The sequence below is a fragment of the Pseudomonas sp. R32 genome, from assembly GCF_009866705.1.
Lineage (GTDB): Bacteria > Pseudomonadota > Gammaproteobacteria > Pseudomonadales > Pseudomonadaceae > Aquipseudomonas > Aquipseudomonas donghuensis.
The window spans coordinates 2,871,354-2,890,151 of the sequence record NZ_CP019396.1; the positions used below are offsets into that span (position 1 = coordinate 2,871,354).

General features: G+C 63.0%; 21 protein-coding genes. 13 read left to right on the forward strand and 8 right to left on the reverse strand.

The features are described from left to right. Positions 1-31: 31 nt before the first annotated feature. From PspR32_RS13540 to PspR32_RS13550, 3 genes are all read left to right on the forward strand, one after another. A complete protein-coding gene (locus PspR32_RS13540; protein ID WP_036997196.1) occupies positions 32-1,105 on the forward strand; it encodes an NAD(P)-dependent alcohol dehydrogenase in 1,074 nt (357 codons plus the stop codon). An 18-nt stretch (positions 1,106-1,123) separates the two neighbouring features. Continuing rightward, on the forward strand, positions 1,124-1,318 hold the full coding sequence (locus PspR32_RS13545) for a hypothetical protein (protein WP_081492750.1): 195 nt from the start codon (positions 1,124-1,126) through the stop codon (positions 1,316-1,318). A gap of 93 nt (positions 1,319-1,411) precedes the next feature. Beyond that, a complete protein-coding gene (locus tag PspR32_RS13550) occupies positions 1,412-2,653 on the forward strand; it encodes an MgtC/SapB family protein (RefSeq protein WP_026001125.1) in 1,242 nt (413 codons plus the stop codon). Position 2,654: 1 nt separating this feature from the next. On the opposite strand, the gene PspR32_RS13555 is transcribed toward PspR32_RS13550, so the two are convergent. Beyond that, positions 2,655-3,074 carry a YeeE/YedE family protein gene (locus tag PspR32_RS13555; RefSeq protein ID WP_026001126.1) on the reverse strand — a complete coding sequence of 140 codons (420 nt, stop codon included), beginning with the start codon at positions 3,072-3,074 and terminating at the stop codon, positions 2,655-2,657. Between the two features lie 2 nt (positions 3,075-3,076). Further along, complete coding sequence (locus PspR32_RS13560) at positions 3,077-3,511, reverse strand: YeeE/YedE family protein (RefSeq protein WP_159388681.1); 435 nt, start codon at positions 3,509-3,511, stop codon at positions 3,077-3,079. Positions 3,512-3,733: 222 nt separating this feature from the next. Here PspR32_RS13560 and PspR32_RS13565 point away from each other — a divergent pair, with 222 nt between their 5' ends. The 7 genes from PspR32_RS13565 to PspR32_RS13595 are packed head-to-tail and all read left to right on the forward strand — an operon-like array spanning position 3,734 to position 10,022. After that, positions 3,734-4,411, forward strand: coding sequence for a thermostable hemolysin (locus PspR32_RS13565; RefSeq protein ID WP_036997194.1), 678 nt, complete (start codon positions 3,734-3,736; stop codon positions 4,409-4,411). Then, positions 4,401-5,882 carry an AMP-binding protein gene (locus PspR32_RS13570; protein ID WP_159388682.1) on the forward strand — a complete coding sequence of 494 codons (1,482 nt, stop codon included), beginning with the start codon at positions 4,401-4,403 and terminating at the stop codon, positions 5,880-5,882. The genes PspR32_RS13565 and PspR32_RS13570 overlap by 11 nt, the downstream gene beginning before the upstream one ends. Next, on the forward strand, positions 5,879-6,553 hold the full coding sequence (locus tag PspR32_RS13575) for a TenA family transcriptional regulator (protein WP_159388683.1): 675 nt from the start codon (positions 5,879-5,881) through the stop codon (positions 6,551-6,553). The genes PspR32_RS13570 and PspR32_RS13575 overlap by 4 nt, the downstream gene beginning before the upstream one ends. Beyond that, complete coding sequence (locus tag PspR32_RS13580) at positions 6,540-7,349, forward strand: SDR family oxidoreductase (protein ID WP_036997188.1); 810 nt, start codon at positions 6,540-6,542, stop codon at positions 7,347-7,349. The genes PspR32_RS13575 and PspR32_RS13580 overlap by 14 nt, the downstream gene beginning before the upstream one ends. Then, positions 7,346-7,993 carry a tetratricopeptide repeat protein gene (locus PspR32_RS13585; RefSeq protein WP_036997185.1) on the forward strand — a complete coding sequence of 216 codons (648 nt, stop codon included), beginning with the start codon at positions 7,346-7,348 and terminating at the stop codon, positions 7,991-7,993. The genes PspR32_RS13580 and PspR32_RS13585 overlap by 4 nt, the downstream gene beginning before the upstream one ends. Before the next feature lie 11 nt (positions 7,994-8,004). Continuing rightward, on the forward strand, positions 8,005-8,667 hold the full coding sequence (locus PspR32_RS13590) for a response regulator (RefSeq protein WP_159388684.1): 663 nt from the start codon (positions 8,005-8,007) through the stop codon (positions 8,665-8,667). Continuing rightward, positions 8,664-10,022 (forward strand): sensor histidine kinase, encoded by a 1,359-nt coding sequence (locus tag PspR32_RS13595; protein ID WP_100783070.1) that lies wholly within the window; start codon positions 8,664-8,666, stop codon positions 10,020-10,022. The genes PspR32_RS13590 and PspR32_RS13595 overlap by 4 nt, the downstream gene beginning before the upstream one ends. Before the next feature lie 70 nt (positions 10,023-10,092). On the opposite strand, the gene PspR32_RS13600 is transcribed toward PspR32_RS13595, so the two are convergent. Further along, positions 10,093-10,503 (reverse strand): hypothetical protein, encoded by a 411-nt coding sequence (locus tag PspR32_RS13600; RefSeq protein WP_036997178.1) that lies wholly within the window; start codon positions 10,501-10,503, stop codon positions 10,093-10,095. 278 nt (positions 10,504-10,781) lie between these two features. Between PspR32_RS13600 and PspR32_RS13605 the strand changes: the two genes are divergently transcribed. Continuing rightward, on the forward strand, positions 10,782-13,166 hold the full coding sequence (locus tag PspR32_RS13605) for a DUF3772 domain-containing protein (protein ID WP_159388685.1): 2,385 nt from the start codon (positions 10,782-10,784) through the stop codon (positions 13,164-13,166). A gap of 18 nt (positions 13,167-13,184) precedes the next feature. Here PspR32_RS13605 and PspR32_RS13610 read toward each other — a convergent pair whose 3' ends face one another. The 3 genes from PspR32_RS13610 to PspR32_RS13620 form a co-directional block, all read right to left on the reverse strand. Beyond that, a complete protein-coding gene (locus tag PspR32_RS13610; protein WP_159388686.1) occupies positions 13,185-13,457 on the reverse strand; it encodes a PepSY domain-containing protein in 273 nt (90 codons plus the stop codon). 82 nt (positions 13,458-13,539) lie between these two features. Beyond that, entirely contained in the window at positions 13,540-13,686 is a 147-nt protein-coding gene (locus tag PspR32_RS13615; protein ID WP_158491197.1) for a hypothetical protein, read from the reverse strand. 89 nt (positions 13,687-13,775) lie between these two features. Further along, positions 13,776-14,513, reverse strand: a complete 738-nt coding sequence (locus tag PspR32_RS13620) for a TraX family protein (protein ID WP_010220114.1) — start codon at positions 14,511-14,513, stop codon at positions 13,776-13,778. Positions 14,514-14,645: 132 nt separating this feature from the next. On the opposite strand from PspR32_RS13620, the gene PspR32_RS13625 reads away from it, so the two are divergent. Then, on the forward strand, positions 14,646-14,951 hold the full coding sequence (locus PspR32_RS13625) for a hypothetical protein (protein ID WP_010220115.1): 306 nt from the start codon (positions 14,646-14,648) through the stop codon (positions 14,949-14,951). Here the strand turns inward: PspR32_RS13625 and ptrR are convergent. Further along, positions 14,929-15,816, reverse strand: coding sequence for a putrescine utilization regulator PtrR (gene ptrR, locus PspR32_RS13630; RefSeq protein ID WP_010220116.1), 888 nt, complete (start codon positions 15,814-15,816; stop codon positions 14,929-14,931). The genes PspR32_RS13625 and ptrR overlap by 23 nt on opposite strands. Before the next feature lie 103 nt (positions 15,817-15,919). Between ptrR and PspR32_RS13635 the strand changes: the two genes are divergently transcribed. Beyond that, positions 15,920-17,311 carry an aldehyde dehydrogenase family protein gene (locus tag PspR32_RS13635; protein WP_036997174.1) on the forward strand — a complete coding sequence of 464 codons (1,392 nt, stop codon included), beginning with the start codon at positions 15,920-15,922 and terminating at the stop codon, positions 17,309-17,311. Positions 17,312-17,340: 29 nt separating this feature from the next. Here PspR32_RS13635 and pdxR read toward each other — a convergent pair whose 3' ends face one another. Next, complete coding sequence (gene pdxR / locus PspR32_RS13640; protein ID WP_159388687.1) at positions 17,341-18,753, reverse strand: MocR-like pyridoxine biosynthesis transcription factor PdxR; 1,413 nt, start codon at positions 18,751-18,753, stop codon at positions 17,341-17,343. Between the last annotated feature and the right edge of the window lie 45 nt (positions 18,754-18,798).

Sequence of the window (18,798 nt, forward strand, 5' to 3'; positions counted from 1 at the left end):
AATGCCACGCTCCCGAAGAGGAACCGATGCCATGGCGACCATGAAAGCTGCAGTTTTTGTGGAGAAAAACAGGATAGTGCTGGAGCAAAAGCCTATTCCCGACATCGGCCCGAGTGACGCGTTGGTGCGCCTCACAACCACCACCATCTGTGGCACCGATGTCCACATCCTGCGCGGTGAATACCCTGTCGCCAAGGGTTTGACCATCGGTCATGAGCCCGTTGGCATCATTGAAAAGCTCGGCGCCCAGGTTCAAGGCTTTAGCGAAGGACAGCGGGTCATTGCCGGCGCAATCACCCCAAGCGGCTATAGCAATGCCTGCCTGTGTGGGTGCTCTTCCCAGGATGGGCCCGGCACCCTCCATGGCTTCAAGGCCATCGGTGGCTGGAAGTTCGGCAACACCATCGATGGCTGCCAGGCCGAGTATGTTCGGGTACCCGACGCCATGGCCAACCTGTCGTTGATACCCGATAACCTCAGTGATGAACAGGTTCTGATGTGCCCGGACATCATGTCCACCGGGTTCAGCGGTGCCGAACGCGGTGATGTGAAAATCGGCGATACGGTCGCGGTCTTTGCCCTGGGCCCTATTGGCTTGTGTGCGGTCGCCGGTGCCCGCTTGAAAGGTGCCGGCACGATTATCGGTGTTGATAGCGTGAGCGCGCGCATGAGCGTGGCCCGCCAGCTTGGCGCTTCACACCTGGTCGATTACACCCAGGGCAATGTCGTCGAGCAGATCATGGCGATAACTCACGGCCGTGGTGTCGATGTCGCGATTGAAGCACTTGGCAGCCAATCGACGTTTGAATCCGCGCTGCGGGTGTTACGGCCCGCAGGCACCTTGTCCAGCCTCGGTGTCTACGCTTCAGACTTGCGCATTCCCCTCGATGCCTTTGCGGCCGGGCTGGGTGACTACAACATCGTTACCACGCTGTGCCCCGGTGGCAAGGAGCGTATGCGACGCTTGATGGAAGTCATCGCCAGCGCACGCATTGACTTGGCGCCATTGGTGACCCACCGCTTCAAGCTGGACGACATTGAAGCCGCCTACGACCTGTTTGCCCATCAACGCGACGGCGTCATGAAGGTCGCCATTACGCCCTGAATGAACGGAGTAGCCTCAATGAACATCTACATTGAAAGCCATCCACGTCAGAACCGTTGGTGGGTGCACCTGGATGTCTGGAGGGTGAGTTTTCAAAGTCTTGAAGAAGCGACAACCTTCGTCGATCGCCTCCATGCTCGAGTCAACGCCCCGCACTCCCTGACGATGCTAGCTGAGCGTGCGCAGGTAGTTGGTAAGTCAACGCTACGGTGAAGGCCCGGCGACAACGCTATAATCCGGGAAGGACTGCAGCTCAACCCAAGCGGTTAGCACGCCTGCCCTCCCCTGTGCCTCGATGCCGCCATCATGCTTGAAACCCTGGACATTACGCACCTCGCTGCAGCCTTGGGCATAGGAATGCTGGTTGGCCTTGAGCGTGAACGCAAGAAAGGCAGCGGCGAGCATCGCGCATTTGCCGGCCTCAGGACCTTTGCCATCACCTCGGTGCTGGGCTACGTCTGCATGGCCGTCGCGGGGGCGATGTTAGTGGCTGTCATGAGTATCGCGCTGGCTCTCATCATTGCCGTCGCCTACTGGAAACACGCTGGCAAGGATCCAGGCATCACCAGTGAAATCGCCCTGCTGTTCGTCTTGCTGCTCGGTGCCTTGTGTCATGAGCAGCCAGAATTGGCGATCGCCATCGGCGTGGTGCTTACGGTTGTTTTGGCGCTCAGGCAAGAACTGCACCGTTTTGCCCTCCAGCAATTGACCGAAACCGAAGTTCGCGACGGGTTGATCCTGCTGACTGGGGCATTGGTCATCCTGCCCTTGACGCCAGATCGCTTCTTCGGCCCGTTTGGCGCCATCAATCCGCGCACCATCTGCACCCTGACCGTGCTGCTGATGGGGGCCGGGGCACTGGGCCATATTGCCATGCGCATGGTGGGCGAGCGCTATGGCTATACCTTGAGTGCCATTGCATCAGGATTTGCTTCTGGCTCGGCGACCATCGCCCTGATGGGGCATTTAGCCCGAAGGGAACCATCATCTGTCAAAGCGCTCAGCGCTGCAGCGCTGTTTTCCAACCTGGCGACTGTTGCCTTGCTCGGTCTGGTGCTGGGGGCCGTCGACCCGGCGTACGTGGGGGCGTTATGGGCGCCGATGCTGTTGGCGGCATTGACGACAGTGGTCTGCGGTTCCCTGCTGCTAGCCCCCTGGAATCCTTCGCTTGTGCCGGCCGCAAGCAAGGTTGGGGACGGCGCTTTCAATCTCAAGGTCGCCCTTGTGGTCACGGCGGCAGTGACCGGCATCACCCTGCTCTCATCGGCGCTTCTAGCCAGCCTTGGACACAAAGGTGTACTGATCGCCGCGTTGCTGAGCGGCCTGGCCGATGCGCATGCAACGGCAGCGTCGATCGCCTCGGTGGTGAAGTCAGGGCAACTGCCAGTGGCAGACATCGCGATCCCCGCACTGACAGCCATGAGCAGCAATACGCTGACCAAGTGCGTGCTGGCCTGGACCAGCGGTGGGCCCAGGTTCGGCGCTTATGTCATTGTTGGACAGCTGCTGATTATCACCTCGATGTGGGCAGGCCTGCTGTTGCAATAGATCAGCGCGTACGCCGGCTTTCCAGGGCATTGAAAAGCACCATGCCCGCCAGCATCGCGAGCACAAAAATAATGATTTGCCAGTGGCCGCTCAGTAACAGCGCCAGTGATGGCCCGGGGCAAATACCGGCAATCCCCCAACCGATGCCGAACAGCAGGCTGCCGCCCACCAACCTGCGGTCCAGGGTCCGCGACGTCGGCATGCACATCGGCGCGCCCAGCAGCGAGCGTGTTTGCTTGCGGCCCCATTGCATGGGGATCAAGCCAATCCCGATCGCACCGAGCATGACCATCCCGAGTGATGGATCCCATTGCCCGGCCAGATCCAGAAAACCCAGCACCTTGGCCGGATTGACCATGCCTGACAGTAACAGGCCAAGGCCAAACAGTACGCCGCAAATAAAGGCCATAAGCCGTAGCATGATCAGGCTCCGAGCAGGTGACGAACGATGAACACCACAGCAAAGCCTGCGGACATGAAACACAGCGTGGCCAGCAGTGAACGAGGCGCTAGCCGCGCCACGCCGCAGACACCGTGCCCGCTGGTGCAACCGGCGGCGTAGCGGGTACCCACCCCGACCAGAACGCCGGCCACCAGCAAGCCAAGCCAACCGGTCTCAAACTGTACGACCGGCCCCTCGGCGAACACCCACCACAGCAAGAGCGATAGCACCACCCCGAGGAGGAACAGCGCTTTCTCCCCTTTGCCTTCGCCGTGTTTTTCCAGAAGGCTGCCGAGCATCCCGCTGATACCCGCCACGCGCCCATTCAAGAGCATGTACAAATTGGCCGCGCCACCGATCAACAGACCGCCGAGCAATGCCGTCCAGGGGGTGAAGTTGATCCAATCGATGGTCATGCGCATTCCTCTCTGCCAGTTAGAAACAAGGTGGCCGCCACATGCTCGATCCATGCATGTGCCTGGCGCTTGGCTAGCATACGCTTGAGCATAGATCCAAACACATCCAGAACCGCAGGCACGCTCAAGAACGCCCCGCCCTGCTGCTTTGACCATCTTCAGACTCCGTTAAGAATTGCCCCGGATACTCCTGCCATTGCTAATTGTGGGAGGCATCGACCCATGCCGGACTTTGACTGGAATATTCCCCTGCCCCTGTGCTTCGGTACTGCGCACGCGACAACCATGATGCTGGCCAGGGCGCTCCCCGGCGAAGGCCCTCGCCCACTGTTTGAAGCCTTCATCCAGCAGCGCTTTGGCAAAGTCCATGGCGCGCAGATCCGCCACTTCATGCCCGAACTGTTTGCGCTCAGCAGCGTGGCAGGAACGCTTTGTGCCGTGGCCGGTATACGCCTGGCAGGCGCCGAGCCGCTGTTTCTCGAGTGTTACCTGGACGAGCCGATCGAGCGCATGATCAGCGCCGCTCAGGCGCAGTCGGTAGAGCGCGGGGCAATTGTCGAAGTCGGCAACCTGGCCGCTGCGGACACCGGCAGCGCACGCCTGAGCATCATCACCATAACCTACCTGCTGGCCATGGGCGGGCTGGAGTGGGTCACGTTCACCGGCAGCATCGGTCTGGTCAACAGCTTTCATCGCCTGGGCCTCAAGCCTCAGACACTGTGCACCGCAGACCCGCTACGACTGGGCGAAGAGCGCCACAGTTGGGGCAGCTACTACCAAAGCCAGCCAAAGGTGCATGTCGGCAACATCCGCGCAGGCTTCGTTCATCTGCACAACACCGGCCTGTTCAATCGACTCGGGTTGCCGAGCGCTCATCTGGAGGGCGGTCATGTCGCCTGAACTGCAGCGCTTCGCGCAGACCCTGCGCCACCATGCCAAGCACAACGCCACTGTCATCGCCCTGTGGGGCGATGAGTTGAAGCTGAGCTATGCCGCGCTGTACGCCGAAGTGCGGTACCGCCAGCAACAATTGCGCGATGAGCGGGCTACGGTGGTTGCCCTGGCGCTGGACAATGGCGTCGACGCGTTGCTCTGGGACCTGGCGTTGTTGTTCGAGGGGGTGACCTGCCTGCCCTTGCCGCCGTTCTTCAGCATGGCGCAACGCAGCCATTGCCTGGCACTGAGCCAGGCCAGCCTGGTCATCGCTGAACCTGCGCTGCAAGTCGAGTTGCAGGCAAGCGGTTATGAAAAGGTCGGTTCGTTCTGGCACAAGCACTATGACGGCTCGCAACGGCTGCCGGCAGGCACCGCCAAGGTGACCTTTACCTCCGGCACCACGGGCACGCCCAAAGGGGTGTGTTTGAGCGCCGATAGCATGCTCAGCGTCGCCCGCGAACTGAGCGCGGCCAGCGCGCTGACCGACCCGCGTCATCACCTGGCGCTGCTATCACTGGCGATTCTCCTGGAAAACCTGGGGTGCTACGCCGCCCTGATTAGCGGCGCGACCTTGAGTGTGCCCGGGCTGCACACCCTGGGTATCCAGGGCGCCAGCGGCGTCGATGTGCCACGCCTCCTCGGGGTACTGGCAGCCCGAGCACCGCACAGTGTGATCCTGGTGCCGCAACTGCTGCTGTTATTGGTCAGCGCCGCCGAACAGCATCGCTTCGACCCGCGTTCATTGCGGTTTGCCGCGGTGGGCGGTGCGCGGGTATCGGCCGCGCTGCTCAAGCGCGCCCAATGCGTCGGCATCCCCGTGTACGAAGGCTACGGTTTATCGGAATGCGCATCGGTAGTGTGCCTTAATCGACCTCAGGCGTTGCGCCCAGGCAGTGTTGGCCAGCCGCTGCCTCATCTGCAGGTGCGCTTGGCCGACGACGGTGAAGTGTTGATCAAGGGCTCAAACTTGCTCGGCTACCTCGGTGAGCCCCCGTACAGCGGCGAATGGTGGCCCAGTGGCGACCTGGGCGAGTTCGACCACGAAGGTTTTCTTTACCTCAAGGGTCGCAAAAAACATCAGTTCGTCACCAGCTTCGGCCGTAACGTCAACCCGGAATGGGTCGAGACCGAACTGACCCAACACGGCCCGATCGCTCAGGCCTTCGTCTACGGCGAAGCCATGGCGCACAACCATGCCTTGCTTTGGCCCCATCGTCCGGACTGCACTGACTGCGAGCTGGCCACCGCCGTCGCCCAAGCCAATCAGGCGCTGCCAGACTACGCCCGGGTTCACCGCTGGAGCCGCCTGGAGCAACCATTCACCTGCGCCAATGGCTTGCTCACGGCCAATGGCCGGGCGCGCCGTGAGCAGATTGTCGAACGCTACCGCGCGCAGCTAACTGACACCTTCCGCGATGAGGACAGCACATCATGAGTTTTTTCGACACCCTGCAACAGGCCACCCACCACGAGCGTCAGACGCTGTTCAACCTGCCAATCATTCGCGATGCGCTCGATGGCCAGGTCAGCCTGGCAAGCTACCAGGCGTTCCTGGCCCAGGCTTACTACCACGTGCGGCACACCGTGCCGTTGATGATGGCCTGCGGCGCACGCCTGCCAATGCGCCTGGAATGGCTGCGCAAGGCGGTCTGCGAGTACATCGAGGACGAATACGGGCACGAGGCCTGGGTGCTCAATGACATTCAGGCCTGCGGTGGCGACCCTGCGGCGGTGCGTGATGGGCGTCCGTCGCTGCCGATCGAGCTGATGGTCAGTTACCTCTACGACCTGATCGCCCGGGACAACCCGGTTGGCTTGTTCGGCATGGTCAACGTTCTGGAAGGCACCAGCATCGCCTTGGCGACCCATGCCGCTGGCAGCATTCGCCAACACCTGGGCCTGCCTGAGAGCGCCTTCAGCTACCTCGACTCCCATGGTGCGCTGGACATCGAACATATGCAGACCTACCGCCGACTCATGGACAGGCTGGACGATCCGCTTGACCAGCAGGCGGTCATTCATGCATCAAAAGTGGTCTACGCGCTCTATACCGACATGTTCCGCGGCTTGCCGCAAGACGGGGAGCCCAAGCATGCGCCTGTCTGAAGCTCGCGTGGTATTGACCGGCGCCTCGGGCGGCATTGGCCTGGCGATCTGCGAAGGGCTGTGCGCCAGCGGTGCCCAGGTGCTGGCAGTGTCCCGCCATCGTCAGGCCCTGGAACCGTTGCTTGCGCGCTTCGCGCACAACCTCTGCTGGGTAGATGCCGACCTGACATTTGCCAGCGATCGCAAGAAAGTACTGGCCATGGCCCAGGCCATGGGTGGTATCAACTTGCTGATCAACGCCGCAGGTGTGAACCACTTCGCCATGCTCGAGCAACTGGACGACAGCGAGATTCATGCCTTGCTAGCAGTCAACATCGGCGCACCGATCTGCCTGACTAAAACCTTGCTGCCCCTGCTGCGCAAAGCCAAGAGTGCCATGGTGGTCAACGTCGGCTCGACCTACGGCTCCATTGGCTACCCCGGCTATGCCAGCTACAGCGCCAGCAAATTTGCCTTGCGCGGGTTTTCCGAAGCGCTGCGACGCGAGCTGGCCGACACCAGCGTCACGGTGTTGTACGTCGCGCCCCGGGCCACCCGCACGGCCATGAACAGCACCGCAGCCCAGGCCCTCAATGACGCGCTCAAGTCCAGTGTCGATGACCCGCAAACCGTCGCTTCAGCGGTGTTGAACGCTATTGCCGGTGATCGCCGGGACTTGTACCTGGGCTGGCCAGAACGCTTCTTCGTGCGTCTGAACAGCTTGCTGCCCCATCTGGTGGATCGCGGCTTGCGCAAGCAACTACCCTTGATCCGCCGCCTGAGCCAAAAGCCTGACAAGGAGCACTTCAAACCATGAGAACACTTGCCACTTGCCTGCTGCTCGGCCTGCTCAGCCAAGGCGCCTGGGCCGCGCTGGACGCTCCCGACCAGCAGCGCCTGAATGATATCCAGCAACGCTGGGCGCAAATCCAGTATCAGTTGCCTGCCGAGCAGCGCAGCGTCGCCTTTGAACAGCTCGCAAGCCAAGCCTCGGCCTTCGCCCGGGAGCGCCCCGGCGCCGCTGAAGCATGGATCTGGTCTGGTATTGTCATCAGTAGCTGGGCCGGTGCTCAGGGTGGTCTGGGCGCGCTGGGCAAGGTCAAGGCTGCCAGGGCCGACCTGGAAAAAGCCCTGGCCCTGGACCCGCAAGCATTACAGGGCTCGGCCTACACCAGCCTGGCCGCGCTGTACGACCGGGTACCGGGCTGGCCCATTGGCTTTGGCGATACCGACAAAGCCGAACAATTGCTCCAACAGGCACTGCACATCAACCCTGACGGTATCGACAGCCTGTACTTCTGGGGGGATCACCTCTACCGTCAGAAGAAATACAGCGAAGCCCGCTCTGCCTTGCAAAAAGCCCTGCTGGCGGCGCCCCGTCCAGGTCGCGAAAGTGCCGACGCCGGGCGGCGCAAGGAGATCGAGACCTTGCTGGGCGACGTCAACAAGAACATCGACTGAGTGGAGTTGCAGTGCGCCTATTACTGATTGAGGACGATGCCGCGCTTGGCGAAGGGATCGATCACGCGCTGAGCCGTGAAGGCTATACCGTCGACTGGCTGCACGACGGTAGCAGCGCCCTGCATTCGTTGCTCAGCGAAACCTTCGACCTGGTGGTTCTCGACCTCGGCTTACCGCGCCTGGACGGCCTGGAAGTACTGCGGCGCATGCGTCACAACGGAGCGACGGTGCCCGTACTGATCCTCACGGCCCGGGATGCCACCGAAGACCGTATTGCCGGCCTGGATGCCGGCGCCGACGATTACCTGGTCAAGCCCTTTGACCTGGCCGAATTGCAAGCCCGGTTGCGGGCCCTGCTGCGCCGAAGCGCCGGGCGCGCCCGGGCATTGATCGAGCACGCCGGTATCACCCTGGACCCTGGCAGCCAACAGGTTACCTACCACGGCCAGGCCGTGGCGCTTACCCCCAAAGAGTACCAATTGCTGCACGAACTGTTGTCGCCACCGGGACGGGTGATGACCCGTGAGCGGCTGGTCCAGTTGTTGTATGGCTGGAACGAAGAGGCCGAGAGCAATACCCTCGAGGTGCACATCCACCACCTGCGCAAGAAGTTCTCCACTGACCTGATCCGCACCGTACGCGGTGTCGGTTACCTGGTGGAGGACCGCCCATGACCTCGATCCGGCGCCGTACCCTGAGCCTGATCATCGGCCTGATGCTGGCCGGGCTGCTGATCATCAGCGCGCTCAACCTGCACGACAGCAACCATGAGATTGCCGAAGTATATGATGCCCAGTTGGCCCAGAACGCACGCCTGCTCCAGGGTGTGATGCGTATGCCGCTGACCAGCGAGGAACATGCCGCGCTGTACCGGGCCTTCAACCAGGCACTGGGCGAGGCGGAACCCAAGGTCGACGGCCATCCTTACGAAAGCAAGCTGGCGTTTCAGGTCTGGAACCCGCAGGGCGAGCGCCTAGTGCATACCGCTAGCGCGCCCAGCTTCGAGGTGCCGCCGAGCACGACCGGCTTCAGCGATATCACTGACCTCAAGCATCGCCATTGGCGCGCCTTCCTGCTTGAAGACAAACAGACCGACCTGCGGATCTGGGTGGGCGAGCGCGATGATGTGCGCACGGACCTGGTGAGCCGCATCGTGCGCCATACCCTGTGGCCCAACGTGCTGGGCAGCCTGATACTGGTGGGCCTGGTATGGCTGGCCATCGGCTGGGGCCTCAAACCGCTGGCGGACATGGCGGCAACCTTGCGCGCGCGCCATTCAGGCTCGCTCGAACCGCTGCAACTGGTGCCTCTGCCGACCGAGCTTGAGCCGATGCAGGCAGCCCTCAACCGGATGCTGGCGCAGATCCAGGACGTGCTGGCACGCGAGCGGCGCTTCATTGCCGATGCTGCCCATGAAATGCGTACCCCTCTGGCGGTGCTGCGCGTCCATGCGCAAAATCTGCTCGAAGCCGGAACCCAAGCGCAGCGGCGCGAATCGCTCGAGCACCTGATCACCGGTGTCGACCGCACCAGCCGCCTGGTCAACCAACTGCTGACCATGGCTCGGCTGGAACCGCAAACCGGCAGCCGCCAGGCGCAGGAAATCGACCTGGCCCATACCGTCCGCGAAGCCTTGGCACAACTGACGCCCTGGTTGTTCGATCAAGGCCTGGAGCTGGTGTTCGACCACGAAGAAGGCACCTACCGGGCCCGCGTCGACGCCTCGGCCATCACCATCGCCTTGAACAACCTAGTGAGCAATGCCGCCACCTTTTCGCCTGTCCATGGCGTCATCACCGTGCGTTTGAGCAAGCAGGCAGGCCGGTTCGAGCTGTCGGTCGAAGACCAGGGACCGGGCATCGATGAGGCCGAACGCGAGCGGGTGTTCGAGCGCTTCTACAGCCGCGGCAACGATCAAGGTGCGGGCCTGGGCTTGACCATCGTGCAAACCATTGCCGATCGCCTCGCCGGGGAGGTCCGCTTGCACAACCGTGACGTTGGCGGGCTGCGGGTGACCCTGGCGTTCTGACCGAGCGTTGTCTTGTTGTTCATAGTGGTCTCGCATCGAAGAAGCACCGCAGTGCTCCGATTGGGGATGCTCAGACCGGGGCGTAGGTACTGTGCTGGTAGTGGTGGCTGATGCCGATGTCGTCCCGGTCGAGCGGGCAGTCCAGCTCCAGCACCAGACCGCCGGGCAGGCTGACAAAGACCTGGCAGACACGCTCTTGCGGCAACACCGCGACCTGGTACGGCAAGCCGCTGGCACGCACCCGCTCAAGCACGGCCGACGCGGGATGCGCGGTGCGCAAGGCCAGGTGGTTGAAGCGCGTGTGCTCACCTTCGATCAGGTGCACCAGCGCCTGGCCACCCTGGTACAACCAGTGCCCCGGGAACGGAAACGCCGGCCTCGGCCCAGGCTCGACGCCCAGCAAGGTTTGCAGCGCAGCCTGAAGATCGCCGTCGGCGGATGTGTTGAAGGCTAAATGATCGAACTGAAAATCAAGGGACATGCTGAGCACCTCGCAAGGCCTGGGACGGATGTCGAGATGATCGGTTATTGAAAGTCCCTGATAAACGGGGCCAAAAGGACATGACTTATTAATATTTTTTACAAGCTGGCGTGGTAGCCCTGGCCAACGCCGTGGTGGCGGTTGAACGGCGCTCTCATACCCGCAAGCCCTCACAGCAGCGCCAATGAAGGCTTTCCCTCAACCGATGCCCCGCGCAAATACCTTGTAATGACCTACCCTCAAAAGCTGGGAGATCAATTACCGAACCGGGCATTACCATGCGCAATGCTTTTAAGATCATCGGCATCATCACCCTCGCCCTGCTGCAGCTGAGTGCCCTTGGGCAGGCCGCCGAACCACCCGCGCCTGCAACCGCCACGGCTGCCGCGCCGGCCGTCAAGGTGACGCAGAACGACCTGCAAGCCTTACAACTGCGCCTGGACAGCCTCAAGCAGCAGATTTCCCAAGCCAACAACTACAACCAGCTCGAAGGCCCGCAGGATCGACTGCAGGCGCTGATCGTCGATATCGACCGCCTGTCCACTGCGCTATTACCTGAACAGGCGCAGTTGCGCGCGCAGTTGGAGGTGCTGGGCCCGGCGCAGGTCGACGCCCCGGTAGCGGGCACCTCGGACATTGCCGCGCAACGCAAGGCACTCACCGAACAGAAGGACAGCCTGGATGCCACCCTCACCACCCTGGCGACGCTGAAGGAAAGTGCCACCAACCTGCTGACGCAAATTGCCGGCATTCGCCGCACCATGCTCGAAAGCGAACTGACCCTGAGCACCCACAGCCTGCTCAACCCGGCATTCTGGTTGCCGGTGTTCAACCCCTTGCCCGACGACCGCCAGCGCCTGCAGGCGTTCTTCGCTGAGCTTGGCAGCACCGCCGGGGCCGTCTGGCAACCCGGCCAGCGCGTCTCCACCGTGGTGCTGGTGTTGCTCGCCCTGTTGGTCTGGACCCTGGGCCGCCGGCTGGTGGAGCGCTGGCTGGCCTGGGCTTGCATGAACCGCGTGCCCGAGGGCCGCTTGCGCCGCAGCTCGCTGGCCCTGGCCTCGGTACTGGCAACCCTGCTGGCCACCGGCGTTGCCCTGGAGCTGCTGTTTTACGCCTGCACCCGCCACCTGCCGTTGCCTGCCATGCTGGCGACATTCTCGGAGGAATTCGAAAAGCTCGCGTATACCTGTGTGCTGATCACAGGGTTGAGCCGGGCGTTGCTGTCGACCCAGCATCCCTCCTGGCGGCTACCCGATATCGCCGACCCGGTAGCGCTGGCCTTGCAGCCGTTTGCCCGCTGGCTGGCGGGCGCCCTGCTGGTGCTGGTGACCCTGGTGCAGATTTGCAACGCCGCCGGCATGAGCAACCCGTTGGTCATTGCCGGGCGCGGCATCGCTGCCTCGGTGATCACCGGCCTGATCATCGCCCTGCTGGTGCGCACCAGCAGCACCCGCCGGGCGATGGCTGCCGCCGGTGACGCGCCGGAAGCCGCCTCGACCATGGCCGGGGTGATCTACACCATCGCCAGCATCGCCATGCTCACCTCGGTGATTGCCCTGCTCACCGGCTATGTGTCGCTGGCGCGCTTTGTCACCTATGAGGTGGTCTGGGTGTTTATCCTGCTGGCCGGTTTCTACCTGCTGATGCAGGCGTTCAAGGACGGCTGCGAATACCTGTTCTCGCCCAGGCAGGCCAGCGGCAAGGCGCTCAAGGAATTGCTGGGCATCGGTGACCGGCGCCTGGATCAGATCGAGACCCTGATTTGCGGTTTCGGTCGGGCTGGGTTGTTGTTGCTGGCGGTCATCACCCTGTTCGTCGGTGGTATCGGGACCACCCTCGGCCAACTGATCAGCAACATCGCCGCGTTTCTCAGCGGCGCCGGCTTGCGCCAGTTCAACATCATTCCGGGGCACCTGTTCAATGCGGCGCTGGCCCTGATGCTGGGCATCTACCTGATCCGCACCCTGCGCCGCTGGCTGGATAACGAGTTCCTGCCCAAGACCGACATGGACCCGGGCATGTGCGCCTCGCTCAGCACCCTGTTCGCCAACATCGGCTATGCCCTGGTGATCCTCCTGACCCTGTCGTCGCTGGGGGTCAAATGGACCAACCTGGCCTGGATCGTCAGCGCGCTGTCGGTGGGCATCGGTTTCGGTCTGCAGGAGATCGTCAAGAACTTCGTCTCCGGCCTGATCCTGCTCACCGAGCGCCCGGTCAAGGTTGGCGACCTGATCAGCATCAGCGGGGTCGAGGGTGACATCCGCCGCATCAACGTACGCGCCACCGAGATCCAGCTGAGCGACCGCTCGATCGTCATCGTGCCCAACTCGCAACTGATCTCGCAGAACCTGCGCAACGTCACCCTCGGCGGCAGTGCCCAGGGGGTGGCGACCCTGGAGCTGGTGTTCCCTCTGGACATCGACCCCGAGCAGGTGCAGACCCTGCTCTACGACACCTACCTGGAACACGAGACGATCCTCGACAAACCTGCGCCGTTCGTACGCTTCAGTAACCTCACCGCAGAGGGCATCACCTTGAAGGTCACCGGCTACGTCAGCAGCCCGCGCATTGTCGCCACGACCAAGAGTGACCTGTTGTTCGAGATTCTCAAGCGGCTGGCGGCGGCGGGCATCCAACTGGCCAAGCCTGCGGCTACAACCTGAGCTGCGCACAGACCAGGATCAGTACTCCCTCTCATCCTTGGTGATCTTGCCGCTGTTGGCATCGACGTTGAATTCATACTTCATCCCGTCTTGCTTGATGCCCTCGCCCTCCCAGTGGTCCTCTTCGGCCTCAATCTTGATGATCCTGGTGTAGCCGGCGGCTTTGAGGGTCGCCTCGGCTTCGGCCTGGTCGACTTTCCAGTCGTCGCCAGGCTGCTGGGCCCACACTGGCGTGGCGGCCATTACGCCGAGCAGGGCCAGGCCGGCAAACATCGTGGTCAGCGGTTTCATCGCAGGGTTTCCTGTGTGGCATGCAGGTAGTCGATAGACCTCTGGCTCGCGAGTGGGTTCGAATTGCTCGCCCAGCGACGACTTATTTGTCGTCGCCGGGCTCATGCTGGCGGGCTATGCGCTCCTCACGCCGCCGTCGCCGGACCACCGCAGCGCCCCAGGCCAGCACGCCGGCAGAGGCGATCAGCATCGCCGCCAACAACAAGTAGCCCCAGTGAACCTTTATCATGCTGCGCCACCTGGGGCCCCGAACAAGCCCTCACTGATCGATATTCCTGGATCCGCGCTACTTCGACCGGTGAGCCAGTACCTTGATGTTCAAGTATAGCCAATGCCGCTGGCCACTTTGATCAGGGCCAGATGCAATGGATAGAACCAGTAGCCCCAGCGGCCGACGCGCCACAGGTGCTGCCGCACCTCCAGCCGTAACAACGCCAGCCCCAGGGGCGCAGAGACGAACGCTGTGCCCAGGGCCATGAGCGCGATCAATTGCAGCGGGTGCTCGCGCAACCACAGGTTGGTCAGGTTCGCTGCCAATGCCAGCACCGCGGGCAGCAGCCAGGTCAGCGACCGGTAGCGCATGGCCAACAGAAAAGCGCCCGGCAACAACACCCCGGGCAACCCGTACATCAACCACTCCGACAGCAGCGCCGCGGCCGCTACCGTCGCCAGTGCAACCAGCCCGCTGCTGCGGGTGCGATGGTGCAGCCCCCAGGCGACCAACAAGCCCAGCGCCAGGGTCGGCATCACGTTGAGCGTCGGCGACGGGCCATTGAGCCAGCGATAGGGCCACTCCGAGAGCAGCGCGAAAACCACCAGCCCTTGCACGTAGCGGGCATTGGCGGCGGTATAGGCGTGCCCGGGCGTGTTGCGCGCCAGGTTGGCGGCAATTGCCAGGCAGAACCAGGGGAACGCCAGGCGGCCGACGACAAACAGCCAGTGCGCGGCGGGCCAGATAAACCGCAGGTGATCGGCGACCATGGCGATGATCGCCAGCCACTTGAGCAGGTCCAGGCCAATGTTGCGCGGGGCGGTGCGCTGTTCGCTCATGTCCATTCCGGGTAAAAACGCTGCTGCTTTGACAATGCCACACCCGGGTGCCCAGCACTCGCAGTTTGTCGGCTGGGCTGGCAAAAGGTTGTAAACATGGATTACTGTATATGCATACAGCATCAACGAGTACACATGATGAACGACTACGATGAAGACTTCGCCGCGCCTGATTCACCGACCCTGGTGGAAATGTGGAAGCATCAGGTGGTACTGATGACCAACGAAGCCGAGTACCTCAACACCGAGTTGCTCAAGGCCCGGCAGAACATTGCCAAGCTGGTGGCGATCAATGCCGAGCTTGCGGACCAGTTACGGGGTGTGCGCAGCGCGGACATCCTGACGCCACCGAACCTGTGGGAGTCGGCCTTGCCGGCGATCGAGCGCGCAGCGCTCGCAAATCCAGGCGCCGCCGCACACTTCACTGCGCCTCCTCGACCTTGAGCACCTCGCCCCGCGCCTCCAGCAACTGCACAAAAGTCCTCAGGCTGCGCGACACCGTGCCCCGCCGCCACACCAGCCAGGTACGCAGGTAGCGAAAGCGTTGCGACAACGGCCAGACACTGACCGTACTGCACCCGGGCATGCTTTCGAGCATGCTGCGCGGCATCAGCGCCAGGCCTGCACCGGCGCTGACGCAGGCGAGCATGCCATGGTACGACTCCATTTCGATGATCTTGCCCGGCACCGCCTCGTCCTGGGCAAACCAGTTTTCGAAATGATGCCGGTACGAGCAGTTGGCGCGAAAGGCGTAAATGGTCATGCCATTGACCTCGCTGGCGCGGGTGATCGGCGCATGGTTGAGCGGCGCGATCAGCACCATCTCTTCGACGAACACCGGCACGCCCTCCAGCGCCGGATGCAGCACCGGCCCATCGACAAACGCCGCACTCAAGCGCCCGGCGAGTACGCCATCGATCATCGCGCCTGAAGGACCGGTGGTCAGGTCCAGTTCGACCTTGGCGTAGGCCTGGTTGTACGCCGCGAGCAACGTCGGAATACGCACAGCGGCGGTGCTTTCCAGCGAGCCGAGGGCGAAGGCGCCTTGCGGCTCGTCACCGGCCACGGTCAGCCGCGCCTCAGCCACCAGGTCAAGAATGCGCCGTGCATAGTCGAGGAAGTTCCAGCCCGCCGGCGACAGGCGCAAGCGGCTTTTCTCGCGAATGAACAGCTCGGCACCCAGCTCCTGCTCCAGCTGCTTGATCCGCGTGGTCAGGTTCGACGGCACGCGGTGGATATGCTGGGCCGCAGCGCTGATGCTGCCTTGTTCGGCCACCGCCTTGAACATCTCCAGTTGCACCAGGTCCATGCTCATTCTCTCTACGTGAATGTTTTGCTCAGTATTATTCAGTTTCAGGCAAAGATACAACGCAGTAGTCTGAAGCCGTTCTTCTCCCCTCAGGACCGCCGTGATGACCGCGATCAACTTCCAGACCCATGCTTTGTCGATCAACCCCGCCAGCGGCGAGCAGATCGGCCACTACGCCTATGAAAGCGACGCCGTTCTGGATGCCGCCCTGGCCCGGGCTGCCCAAGGTTTTGCCGCCTGGCGCCGCACGCCGGTAGCGGCCCGCACCGAGCGCTTGCTGGCCTTGGCCGGCGCCCTGCGCGACAACGCCGTAGCCATGGCCCGGATGATCACCGACGAAATGGGCAAGCCGGTCACCCAGGCGCGGGGTGAAATCGAAAAATGCGCCCAGTTGTGCGAATGGTACGCCGCCAACGGCCCGGCCATGCTCCAGGCCGAGCCTGCCCAGGTACCCGCTGGCAAGGCCCGCATCGAATACCGTCCGCTCGGCCCGCTGCTGGCGGTAATGCCGTGGAACTTCCCGATCTGGCAGGTGCTGCGCGGCGCCGTGCCGGCGCTGCTGGCCGGCAACACCTATGTGCTCAAGCACGCACCGAACGTGATGGGCAGTGCCTACCTGCTGCTCGAGGCGTTCAAGCGCGCCGGCTTCCCTGAAGGGGTGTTCGAGGTGATCAACGTCACTCCCGATGGCGTCTCCAAGGCCATCGCCGACCCGCGCATCGCCGCCGTGACCCTGACCGGCAGCGTGCGGGCCGGCACCGCCATCGGCGCTCAGGCCGGCGCCGCGCTGAAAAAATGCGTACTGGAGTTGGGCGGCTCCGACCCGTTCATCGTGCTCAACGATGCCAACCTCGATGAAGCGGTAAAGGCCGCGGTGATCGGCCGCTACCAGAACACTGGCCAGGTCTGCGCCGCCGCCAAGCGGCTGATCGTCGAGCAAGGCGTGGTCGAGGCGTTCACCCGCAAGTTCGTCGACGCCACCAAAGCCCTGGTGATGGGCGACCCGCACGCCGCCGACACCTACATCGGCCCGATGGCGCGCTTTGACCTGCGCGACGAACTGGACCAGCAAGTCCAGGCGACCCTGGCCGAGGGTGCAACACTGCTGCTGGGTGGAGGCAAGGTCGAAGGTAATGGCAACTACTACCAGGCGACGGTACTGGCAGACGTCACCGACCAGATGACCTCGTTCAAGCAGGAGCTGTTTGGCCCGGTGGCCTCGATCATCACCGCCCGCGATGCCCGCCATGCCCTGGAGCTGGCCAACGACAGCGAGTTCGGCCTGGCCTCGACCCTTTACACCAACAATGCCGCGCTGGCCGAACAACTGGCCGCTGAGCTGGACACCGGCGGCGTGTTCATCAATGGCTACTGCGCCAGTGACCCACGGGTGACCTTTGGCGGCGTGAAGAAAAGCGGTTTTGGCCGTGAGCTGTCGCACTTCGGCGTGCGCGAGTTCTGCAACGCGCAGACGGTGTGGATCGATCGCAATTGATCGCCGCCAGCACGAGCGCACGCGCCCGGCTAAAGGTCCATCGCCAGGCGTAACCGCCTGGCCAGCTCAGCGGCTTGCTCGCGGCTGCTGACATTGGTAAAGCCGATCAACAGGCCGTGCCGTTGCCCGTGCCCGCGATACCAGCTGGAAAGGGGTTCAATCGCCAGGCCAAGGTGGTGCGCGCGCCTGGCGATCGTGCAATCGTCAAGGCCGCCGGCCAGATGTGCCACCAGGTGCATGCCACCCGCCCTGTCGTCCAGTTGCAGGTGCTCGCCCACCTCGGCCTGCAAGGCGTCGACCAGGTACCTGCGCCTGTCGGCGTAGAGGCCACGCATCCTCCTCAAGTGCCTGGCAAAGTGCCCCGCTTCGATGAATGCGCTCACCGTCGCCTGCAAAAGCTGCGGGCAGTGGTTCTGCATGTCCCCTGCCACCGTGGCGAAGCGGGCCACCTGAGCCTGCGGTACCACCAGGTAAGCCAGGCGCATGCCTGGCGCCAGCACTTTACTGAAGGTGGCGCAGTACAGGACCCGTCCCTGCGTGTCGAGGCTCTTCAGTGCCGGCACCGGACGACCGCGGTAACGGTATTCGCTATCGTAGTCGTCCTCTATGACCCAGCTGTCTTGGCTGCTGGCCCATTCCAGCAGGCGTTGGCGCCTGGGCAGCGTGAGCGTGACCCCAAGGGGGCTTTGGTGATGAGGCGTGACCAGGGCGAAGCGCGCGTCACCCGCCAGCGCCATGCCGGCTTCGACATCCAGGCCGTCGGCATCCACCGGAACCGCAATCAACTGCGCCCGGGCTTGCTCAAGAAAGCGCCTGGCCTGGAAGTAACCCGGGTCTTCGAACCAGCAGCGATCACCATCGTGCAGCAGGCTGCGGCATATCAGGTCGAGGCAGGCACGGTATCCGGCGCAGATAAAAATCTGCTCCGCTGTACAGGAAATCCCCCGCGATACCCCCAGGTAGCTCGCTAACGCACGGCGTAGTGCAAGGTCCCCCTGAGGGTCCGGGTATACCAGGCCATCCAGGCCGCTCTGGCGCAAGGTGCGACCGAGCAGGCGCGTCCACAGTTTGCGCGGGAACGCGTCCAGCGCCGGCAGCCCCATCTGCAAAGGCATTGGCGCAAGCGCTGCAGGCTTAGGGAATGTCTGTGGCGGGTCAAGCCGCCGCTCACCGGCATCAACCGGGGTCGGGCTCAGCAACGGCGCTACCACCGTACCGGCCGGCCCTCGGGTCTGCACATAGCCTTCACCGGCGAGCATCTGGTAAGCCGCCTCGACCGTACCGCGCGCCAGGTTAAGTTCCGCCGCCAAGGCCCGAACCGACGGCAGACGCTCGCCAGGCTGAAGGCGCCCGGCACTGATGGCGTGGCGAAAACGCAGATAAACCTGACGATAGATCGGCGTCGCCGCATGCGGGTTGGGTGGCGGGCAGGAATTCGGCATGTCCTAGTCATTTGTGCATTTTTTGGACCTATAAGGTAGTCCGTC

Coding starts and splice junctions, on each gene's coding strand:
- PspR32_RS13595 (WP_100783070.1), top strand. CDS start 8,664: ATGACCTCGATCCGGCGCCGTACCCTGAGCCTGATCATCGGCCTGATG.
- PspR32_RS13560 (WP_159388681.1), bottom strand. CDS start 3,511: ATGACCATCGATTGGATCAACTTCACCCCCTGGACGGCATTGCTCGGC.
- PspR32_RS13610 (WP_159388686.1), bottom strand. CDS start 13,457: ATGAAACCGCTGACCACGATGTTTGCCGGCCTGGCCCTGCTCGGCGTA.
- PspR32_RS13605 (WP_159388685.1), top strand. CDS start 10,782: ATGCGCAATGCTTTTAAGATCATCGGCATCATCACCCTCGCCCTGCTG.
- PspR32_RS13635 (WP_036997174.1), top strand. CDS start 15,920: ATGACCGCGATCAACTTCCAGACCCATGCTTTGTCGATCAACCCCGCC.
- PspR32_RS13625 (WP_010220115.1), top strand. CDS start 14,646: ATGAACGACTACGATGAAGACTTCGCCGCGCCTGATTCACCGACCCTG.
- PspR32_RS13615 (WP_158491197.1), bottom strand. CDS start 13,686: ATGATAAAGGTTCACTGGGGCTACTTGTTGTTGGCGGCGATGCTGATC.
- ptrR (WP_010220116.1), bottom strand. CDS start 15,816: ATGGACCTGGTGCAACTGGAGATGTTCAAGGCGGTGGCCGAACAAGGC.
- PspR32_RS13620 (WP_010220114.1), bottom strand. CDS start 14,513: ATGGACATGAGCGAACAGCGCACCGCCCCGCGCAACATTGGCCTGGAC.
- PspR32_RS13565 (WP_036997194.1), top strand. CDS start 3,734: ATGCCGGACTTTGACTGGAATATTCCCCTGCCCCTGTGCTTCGGTACT.
- PspR32_RS13580 (WP_036997188.1), top strand. CDS start 6,540: ATGCGCCTGTCTGAAGCTCGCGTGGTATTGACCGGCGCCTCGGGCGGC.
- PspR32_RS13555 (WP_026001126.1), bottom strand. CDS start 3,074: ATGCTACGGCTTATGGCCTTTATTTGCGGCGTACTGTTTGGCCTTGGC.
- PspR32_RS13585 (WP_036997185.1), top strand. CDS start 7,346: ATGAGAACACTTGCCACTTGCCTGCTGCTCGGCCTGCTCAGCCAAGGC.
- pdxR (WP_159388687.1), bottom strand. CDS start 18,753: ATGCCGAATTCCTGCCCGCCACCCAACCCGCATGCGGCGACGCCGATC.
- PspR32_RS13600 (WP_036997178.1), bottom strand. CDS start 10,503: ATGTCCCTTGATTTTCAGTTCGATCATTTAGCCTTCAACACATCCGCC.
- PspR32_RS13570 (WP_159388682.1), top strand. CDS start 4,401: ATGTCGCCTGAACTGCAGCGCTTCGCGCAGACCCTGCGCCACCATGCC.
- PspR32_RS13545 (WP_081492750.1), top strand. CDS start 1,124: ATGAACATCTACATTGAAAGCCATCCACGTCAGAACCGTTGGTGGGTG.
- PspR32_RS13540 (WP_036997196.1), top strand. CDS start 32: ATGGCGACCATGAAAGCTGCAGTTTTTGTGGAGAAAAACAGGATAGTG.
- PspR32_RS13575 (WP_159388683.1), top strand. CDS start 5,879: ATGAGTTTTTTCGACACCCTGCAACAGGCCACCCACCACGAGCGTCAG.
- PspR32_RS13550 (WP_026001125.1), top strand. CDS start 1,412: ATGCTTGAAACCCTGGACATTACGCACCTCGCTGCAGCCTTGGGCATA.